Origin of the sequence: Kitasatospora sp. NPDC059722, from assembly GCF_042733235.1 — a bacterium.
Lineage (GTDB): Bacteria > Actinomycetota > Actinomycetes > Streptomycetales > Streptomycetaceae > Kitasatospora.
The window spans coordinates 54029-61720 of the sequence record NZ_JBHWGD010000033.1; the positions used below are offsets into that span (position 1 = coordinate 54029).

Consider the following 7692-nt stretch of genomic DNA (forward strand, 5'->3'; position numbering starts at 1 on the left):
GCTCGCCCCCCCCGGGGGGGTGGGCGGGTTGCCCCGGGGGTGGGGGCGGGGGGCCCCCGGCCCGGGGGGGGGGGGGGGCGCCCCCCCCGCCCCCCCCCCCCGGGGGGCGGCGCCCCCCCCGTCCCTGGTGCCGTGGCCCTAGCCGATCAGCCCGTCCAGGACGGCGCGCGTCTGCTGCGGGGTCATGCCGTGGCCCTCGGCACAGGCGGCCTCGAACGCCTCGTCGCCCAGCAAGGACCGCAGGGCGGCTCCTGAGCGCTCGCGCTCGGCGCGGTCCAGGTAGCCGCCCTTCGGGCCGTTCATCCCGTTGTGGGCCGCGAGCAGCACGGCGCCCAGGCGGGCCTTCACGAGGTCGGCGTCCCGTTCGGCGAAGGACCGCAGCACGCCGACCACGGCCGGCACCACCATGACCGTCATCTGCTCGGCGAAGCCGGTCGCGCCCTCCATCGCGGTGAGCAGCCGCCGGCCCTCGCACAGCAGGGCCAGCCCCTCCTCCGGCCGGCCGGCGCGGGCGATGATCCAGCCGCGGGCGGTGGTGAGCAGACCGGCCACCACACCCGGGCTGAAGCCGCCCACCCGGGTCCCGTCCAGCTGGTCCAGTTCGGTCAGCGCCCGGTCGTAGTCCCCGCGCTGGGCGTGGATGCCGCAGAGCGTCAGGTGCCCGAACAGGAAGGCGCCGCTGACGGAGTGGTTCGGGCTCGTCCGGTCGAGGCCGTCGATGGTCTCCCGGATGATCCGCTCGCCGCGCGCCATGTCCCGCTCCAGCAGGGCGGCGCCGAGGTTGACCCGCAGGATCGGCACCTCCTGCGGCGCGCCCAGGACCTCGGCCAGCTCGATCGCCTGCTCGTACGCGGCCGCGGCCTCCTCCGGCTCACCCGAGTTGGCCAGCGCCTCGCCGCGGGCGGCCAGTGCCTGGGAGATCCCCCAGAGGTCCCCGGCCTCCCGGTACAGCGCCAGGGACCGCTCGCCGTCGAGGACGCCCTGCTCGGCCCCGCCCGGCCAGTCGTTCATCACCTTGGCCCGGATCTGCAGGACGAACGCGAGGTCGGTCAGCCCGCCGTGCACCTCGCAGCCGCGCACGGCGTCGTCCATCAGGTCCTTCATCACTTCCAGCCGGCCGGCCAGGAAGGCGCCGAACACCCGCATCAGGGCCGGGAAGCGGTAGGACTGCGGCAGCCCCGGGCCGAACACCTCCAGCAGGTGCTGCGAGACCGCGATCGCCTCCTGGTCCCCGAGCACCTCCAGGTTCCCCTCGAACAGCCCGATCAGCCGGTACATCGCGAGCAGCCGGCGGGCCTCCTCGACGACGCCCTCGGGCATCGGCACGCCGTACGCGAGCACGTTGCGCTCCAGCGGCACGGGGGCCGGTCCGGCCGGGTCGAACGGGTCGGGGCCGAGCGCGGCGATCGCGGTGTACCAGCCGCGGGCCTCCAGGCTGTAGCCGCGCAGCGACCAGTACCAGCTCATGCCGAGCGCGAGGGCGAGGGCCTGCTCCTCGTCCCGCCGGTCGACCGCGCGGCGCAGCGCGGCCCGGATGTTGTCCTGCTCGCGCTCCAGCACCGCCAGCCAGTGCAGTTGCTGCGGGCCGTGGATGCTCAGGTCGGCGGTGGCGACCAGTTCGCGGAAGTGGGCGAGGTGGCGGCCCTCCGTCTCGGCGTTCTCGACGGCCTCGGCGAGGCGCTCCTCCGCGTACTCGTGGATGGTCTCCAGCATCCGGTAGCGCGGCAGGTCCCCGTCGCCGAGGTCGGCCACCAGCAGGGACTTGTCCACGAGGGAGAGCAGCAGGTCGGCGACCTCGGTGCGGGTCACCTCGACGCCGTCGGCGCAGACCGCCTCGGCGTCCTCCAGGCGCCAGCCGCCGGCGAACACCGACAGCCGCCGCAGGACGGCCCGTTCGCGCTTGCCGAGGAGGTCCCAGCTCCAGTCGACCACCGCGCGGAGGGTCTGCTGGCGCGGCAGCAGGGTGCGGCTGCCTGCGGTGAGCAGGCCGAACCGGCCGTCCAGGCGGTCGGCGATCTGGCGGGCCGTCATCACCCGCAGCCGGGCGGCGGCGAGCTCGATGGCGAGCGGCAGGCCGTCCAGGCGGCGGCAGATCTCGGCGCAGGCCTCCGGCTCGCTGCCCGGGTCGTAGCCGGGACGGGCGGCGGCGGCCCGCTCGCCGAGCAGCCGCAGCGCGACGGGGGCGGGCAGCGGCTCGACCGGCACGACGGTCTCGCCGGGCACGCCGAGCGGCTCGCGGCTGGTGGCGAGCACGGTCAGGCCGGGGCACTCGACGAGCAGGGTGGCGGCGAGGTCGGCGGCGGCCTGGATCAGGTGCTCGCAGTTGTCGAGGACGAGCAGCATCCGGCGGTGGGCGCAGTGCTCGACCAGCCGGCTCAGCGGGTCCTCGGCGCGCTTGTCGATCACCTCGGCGACGATGCTGCCGGTGTGCAGGACGGTCTCGCGCAGGCCGAGCGCGGAGACCACGGCGGCGGGGACGGCCTCCGGGCTCTCCAGCGGGGCGAGTTCGGCCACCCAGACGCCCTCCGGCCAGCGGCCGGCGGCGAGTTCGGCGCGGCCGGCCTCGACCGCGAGGCTGGTCTTGCCGGAGCCGCCGGGGCCGGTCAGGGTGGTCAGCCGGCCGGTCGCCAGCGCCTCGCGCAGGGCGGCGAGATCGCTCTCACGGCCGACGAAGCTGGTGAGCCGGCCGCGCAGGTTCCCGGCGACGACGGCGCGTGCGGGCGCCTTGGGCGGTGGCACGGCCTCCTCCGGCACCAGCAACTCGGCGTGGAGGTCCTGGAGTTGACGACCGGGGTCGACGCCGAGCTCGTCCGCGAGGGCGCGCCTGGTCCGCTCGTAGTGGCGCAGCGCCTCGGCCGTCCGGCCGCTCCCGTGCAGCGCGCGGAGCAGCAGGTACTGCCAGGGCTCGTCCAGCGGGCGCCGCTCGCAGTGCTCGGTGAGCTCGGCGACCAGGTCGGCGGCCCGGCCGAGCCCGAGCTCGGCGGTGATGCGGTGCCGGCGGGCCTCGTCGCGCTGGGCCTCCAGCCGGGCGGCCGGGCCCCGGTCCGGCAGGTCGGCCAGCGCGGGGCCGCGCCACAGCGCGAGGGCGGCCCGCAGCCGCTCGGCGGCGAGCGCGTGGTCGCGGGCGTCCAGCGCGCGGCGGCCCTCGGCGGAGAGCCGGCGGAACTCGGCGAGGTCGGTGGCGGGGCCGGTCAGCCAGTACCCGGCGGGACCGGAGCCGATCTCGTCCCGGCCGACGGTGCGGCGCAGCCGGCCGACCAGGGTCTGCAGGGCGGCGGAGGCGTCCTGCGGTGGTTCCGCGTCCCACACCTCGTCCACCAGGAGGTCGGCCGGCACCGGACGGCCCTCGCGCAGGACCAGGGCGGTGAGCAGCGCGCGCAGCCGGGCACCGCCGAGCGGGACCGGCGTGCCGTCGTCGTGATGGGCCGTGGTGGTTCCGAGGATGCCGTAGTGCACCGGACCATTCTGGTCGATGTCCGGTCGCGGGGGCGCACAATTGTCCGGGCACCCACGGAAGCCCCCGGAACCCGGACGAGGGCGCCGGACGTTCACCCTGGACGGCTTGTCCGGTCACGGGCGCGCCCGGCATGATCGGTGCGCCGTCCGCTTGCCCCGTTCCACCCCCCTGACCCCCGGAGCACCACACCATGACCTTCGCCGCAACGCAGCGCTCGCGCAGCGACGACCGCCGGATCAGCCCGGTGTTCTGGGTGCTCCTGGCCGTACTGGGCACCTCCGGCTGGGCGGTGTACGCCGGCTACGGCAACGCCTCGTTCGGGGTGTTCCTGTTCGTCGTCGCGGGCTGGATGGTCTCGCTCTGCCTGCACGAGTACGCGCACGCGCGCACCGCGCTGCACGGCGGCGACATCAGCGTCGGCGCGAAGGGCTACCTGACGCTCAACCCGCTCAAGTACGCGAACGTGCTGCTCAGCTTCGTGCTGCCGATCGTCTTCGTGATCCTCGGCGGCATCGGCCTGCCCGGCGGCTCGGTCTGGATCGAGCGGCACCGGATCCAGGGGCGGCTCAAGCACAGCCTGATCTCGGCGGCGGGGCCGCTGGTGAACCTGGTCTGCGCCGCGGTGCTGCTGATCCCGGTGGGTGCGGGGTGGCTGCACAACAGCGACGTACCGTCCTACCACCTGGCGTTCAGCGGCGACCAGATGACGGCCCTCGAAGCCGGCATGGGCTTCCTCGGCCTGCTCCAGCTCAGCGCGGCGCTGCTGAACCTGCTGCCGGTGCCGGGCCTGGACGGCTACGGGATCATCGAGCCCTGGCTGTCGTACAACGCGCGCCGCGCCGTCGAGCCGTTCGCCCCGTACGGGATGCTGGCCGTGTTCGCGCTGCTGTGGCAGCCGCAGGTCAACTCGTTCTTCTTCGGGATCATCTACGACGTGATGGACCTGTTCGGGGTGAACTCCACCTACGCGGCGCTCGGCCGCGCCCTGTTCAGCTTCTGGAAGAACTAGCCCGGCCGGAAGAACTAGCCCTGTTCGGCGGCCTGGGCGGCGGCCAGCTTCGCCCGGCGCCGGTTCATCCACAGGACGTTGCTCGCGACGCCCGCCAGCGGGATCCAGATCAGGCCCAGCCAGAAGCCCTGGGTCAGCGAGACGACGGCGGCGGCCAGCGCGAGGACGACGACGATCAGGGCGAAGACGGACGTGCGGGGCATGGCGGGCGGCTCCTCGGGCGCGGACGGCGGGCCGGCCGGAAGGGATCTGCCCGGCGGCCGGCCCCCATTGTCGCCGACCTCACCTCCGGACCGGGTCCAGGGGTGAGGCCGACACGGCGGGACGTGCTCAGACGTCGGTGATCCGCAGGCCCGCGTGCGCCTTGTAACGGCGGTTGACCGAGATCAGGTTGGCCACCAGCGACTCGACCTGGTGGGCGTTGCGCAGCCGGCCGGCGAAGATGCCCCGCATGCCGGGGATCCGCTCGGCGAGCGCCTGCACGACGTCGGTGGCGGCCCGCTCGTCGCCGAGGACCATGACGTCGGTGTCGATCCGCTCCACCGACTCGTCCTGGAGCAGCACCGCCGACAGGTGGTGGAACGCGGCGGTGACCCGCGAGTCCGGCAGGAGCGCGGCGGCCTGCTGCGCGGCGCTGCCCTCCTCCGGGACGAGCGCGTAGGCGCCCTGCTTGTCGAAGCCGAGCGGGTTCACGCAGTCGACGACGATCTTGCCGGCCAGCTCCTCGCGCAGGGCGGTGAGGGTCGCGGCGTGCCCGTCCCACGGGACGGCGATGATCACGATGTCGCTCTCCCGGGCGACGGCGGCGTTGTCGGCGCCGCGCACGCCGAGGCCCAGCTCGGCGGCCGAGGCCTCGGCCCGGGCGGCGTCGCGCGAGCCGATGATCACCTGCTGGCCGGCCTTGGCCAGTCGCAGGGCCAGCCCGCGCCCCTGGTCGCCGGTGCCGCCGAGGACGCCGACCACCAGCTGCGAGACGTCCGGCAGCTCACGGGCCGGGTTTGTCGCTGAATCGAGGGAAGTCATGGGCCGATCCTGCCAAATCCCCGGCCGGGCGGACATTCTGAGGCCCATGGACGCAGTGAGAGTTTCGGCACTCCGGGAGCGGCTGGCGGGCACCGGCTGGCTGGAGGCGGTCGGCGGCTTCGCCGGAGCGCTGCGCCGCTCGGTGTCCCGGCGCGGGGCGGGCGAGCTGCTGCTGGTCGGCACCGAGGCGTACGAGCCCTGGCACCTGGCCGCCCACCTGGACGACGAGGCCGCCTGGTCGGACGTCCCCCGGCTGACGCCCACCCTGCTGCGGCACGGCCCGACGGCCGGCGCCCCGGCGCACCTGGCGCACGGCCTCGGGCGGCTCAGCGGGGCCCGGCGCGGCGCCACCGTCCTGGTGGTCGCCCCGCGGGCCGTCGGCGCGCCGCTGCTGGAGCGTGTCCGGGACGCCCGCCGGGGCGGCGCGACGGTGCTCGCGCTGGACGGCGGCGCCGCGGCCGGCGGGCCGGGCGGGCTCGCGAATCCCGGCGGGCTCGCCCGCCTCGACGACCTCCGCGGACTCGACGGGCTCGACGGCCCCGACGGACTCGACGACCTCCGCGCGCTCGCGCACGAGCGGCTGGCCGTCGGCACCGGCGCGGAAGAGCCCTTCGACCTCGCCCAGCACCTGGTGAGCGCCGCCGCCGCGCAGCCCCCGCCCCGCCGCTCGGCCCTCGGCCGGCTCGCCGACCTGGCCGCCCGGCTCACCGCGCCCCCGGCGATCGGCCGCTGGTAGGCCCCGCCCCGGCGGCCGGAAAACCCATTGCGGCACCCGGAACGGCCGTCCGAGGATGGTCGTTCGTGAACGACGACGAACCACCCCATACCGGTCGGCTGCGCGCCCTGCTGCGCTCGCTGCGCCCCGACCTCTCGCCCTGGCGCTCCTCCCGCGACTTCCGGCTGCTCTGGACGTCCGGCTGCGTGACGAGCTTCGGCAGCTTCCTCACCTACGTCGCCGTGCCGATGCAGATCAAGGACCTCACCGGCTCGTCCTTCGCGGTCGGCCTGGTCGGCGCCTTCGAGCTCGTCCCGCTGATCGTCTTCGGGCTCTGGGGCGGCGCGCTCGCCGACGCCCTCGATCGGCGCCGGCTGGTGCTGCTGTCCGAGGCCGGGCTCGGCCTGCTGGCCGGGCTGCTCCTGCTCAACGCGCTGCTGCCGCACCCGCTGCTCTGGCCGGTCTACGCGGTCGCCGCGCTGGTCGCCGCGGCCGACGGCCTCCAGCGCCCGGCGCTGGACTCGCTCGTCCCGCGGATCGTCCGGCACGACCAGCTGGCCGCCGCGTTCGCCCTCAAATCCCTGTACCGCAACGTCGCTTCGGTGGCGGGCCCGGCGCTGGCCGGCGTCATCGTCGCCTTCGCCGGGGTGCGGACGGCGTACGCGCTCGACGTCCTCACGTTCGCGGTGTCGCTGCTGCTGCTCGCCCGGATCCGCGCCGTGCCGCCCGCGAGCGACGCCGAACGCCCCACCTTGCAGGCCGTGTTCACCGGGCTCCGGTACGCGTGGAGCCGCAAGGACCTGCTCGGCACGTACGCGATCGACCTCTGCGCGATGCTGTTCGCCTTCCCCGTCGCCGTCTTCCCGTTCCTGGCCTCGGAGTTGGGCGCCGACTGGGCGCTCGGCCCGATGTACGCGGCCTCCGCCGCGGGCGCCCTGCTGGTCGGCGCGACCAGCGGGTGGACCTCCCGGGTGCACCGGCACGGCCGCCTGCTGGTCGTCGCCGCCGTCGGCTGGGGTGCGGCGATGGCGCTCGCGGGCCTGGCCGGCAACGTCTGGGTGGTCCTGCTCGGCCTGGCGCTGGCCGGCGGCGCCGACGAGATCAGCGGCGTCGCCCGCTCGACCATGTGGAACCAGTCCATCCCGGACGAGATCCGCGGCCGGATGGCGGGCGTGGAACTGCTCAGCTATTCGGTCGGCCCACAGCTCGGGCAGGTCCGGGCCGGCACGATGGCCGGCCTGATCGGTGTCCGGGCCTCCGTCTGGACCGGCGGGGCGGCCTGCGTCCTCGCCGTCGTCGCCGTCGCCGCGGCGCTCCCCGGCCTGCTGCGGTACGACGACCGCACCGACCCGAACACCGCCGCCGTCCGGGCCGGGCACGAACGGGCGGAGCGCGAACGGGCGGAGCGCGAACGGGCGGAGCGCGAACGGGCGGAGCGCGAACGGGCGGAGCGCGAACGGGCGGAGCGCGAACGGGCGGAGCGCGAAC

6 protein-coding genes are annotated in these 7692 nt (G+C 75.5%); 3 read left to right on the forward strand and 3 right to left on the reverse strand.

The window, feature by feature from the left end; genetic code table 11:
• Positions 1 to 138: 138 nt before the first annotated feature.
• Complete coding sequence (locus tag ACFV4F_RS21715; RefSeq protein WP_380504641.1) at positions 139 to 3456, reverse strand: BTAD domain-containing putative transcriptional regulator; 3318 nt, start codon at positions 3454 to 3456, stop codon at positions 139 to 141.
• Positions 3457 to 3647: 191 nt separating this feature from the next.
• Here ACFV4F_RS21715 and ACFV4F_RS21720 point away from each other — a divergent pair, with 191 nt between their 5' ends.
• The gene (locus ACFV4F_RS21720) at positions 3648 to 4466 is read left to right on the forward strand and encodes a site-2 protease family protein (protein ID WP_380443433.1); all 819 of its coding nucleotides are present in this window, start codon (positions 3648 to 3650) and stop codon (positions 4464 to 4466) included.
• 14 nt (positions 4467 to 4480) lie between these two features.
• Here ACFV4F_RS21720 and ACFV4F_RS21725 read toward each other — a convergent pair whose 3' ends face one another.
• Both ACFV4F_RS21725 and npdG read right to left on the reverse strand, forming a co-directional pair.
• On the reverse strand, positions 4481 to 4669 hold the full coding sequence (locus ACFV4F_RS21725; protein WP_380443431.1) for a hypothetical protein: 189 nt from the start codon (positions 4667 to 4669) through the stop codon (positions 4481 to 4483).
• Positions 4670 to 4796: 127 nt separating this feature from the next.
• Positions 4797 to 5489 carry an NADPH-dependent F420 reductase gene (gene npdG / locus ACFV4F_RS21730; RefSeq protein ID WP_380498981.1) on the reverse strand — a complete coding sequence of 231 codons (693 nt, stop codon included), beginning with the start codon at positions 5487 to 5489 and terminating at the stop codon, positions 4797 to 4799.
• 46 nt (positions 5490 to 5535) lie between these two features.
• On the opposite strand from npdG, the gene ACFV4F_RS21735 reads away from it, so the two are divergent.
• Positions 5536 to 6225, forward strand: a complete 690-nt coding sequence (locus tag ACFV4F_RS21735) for a hypothetical protein (protein WP_380504644.1) — start codon at positions 5536 to 5538, stop codon at positions 6223 to 6225.
• A 65-nt stretch (positions 6226 to 6290) separates the two neighbouring features.
• The coding region (locus ACFV4F_RS21740; RefSeq protein ID WP_380504647.1) for an MFS transporter at positions 6291 to 7692 on the forward strand (1402 nt) is incomplete at its 3' end.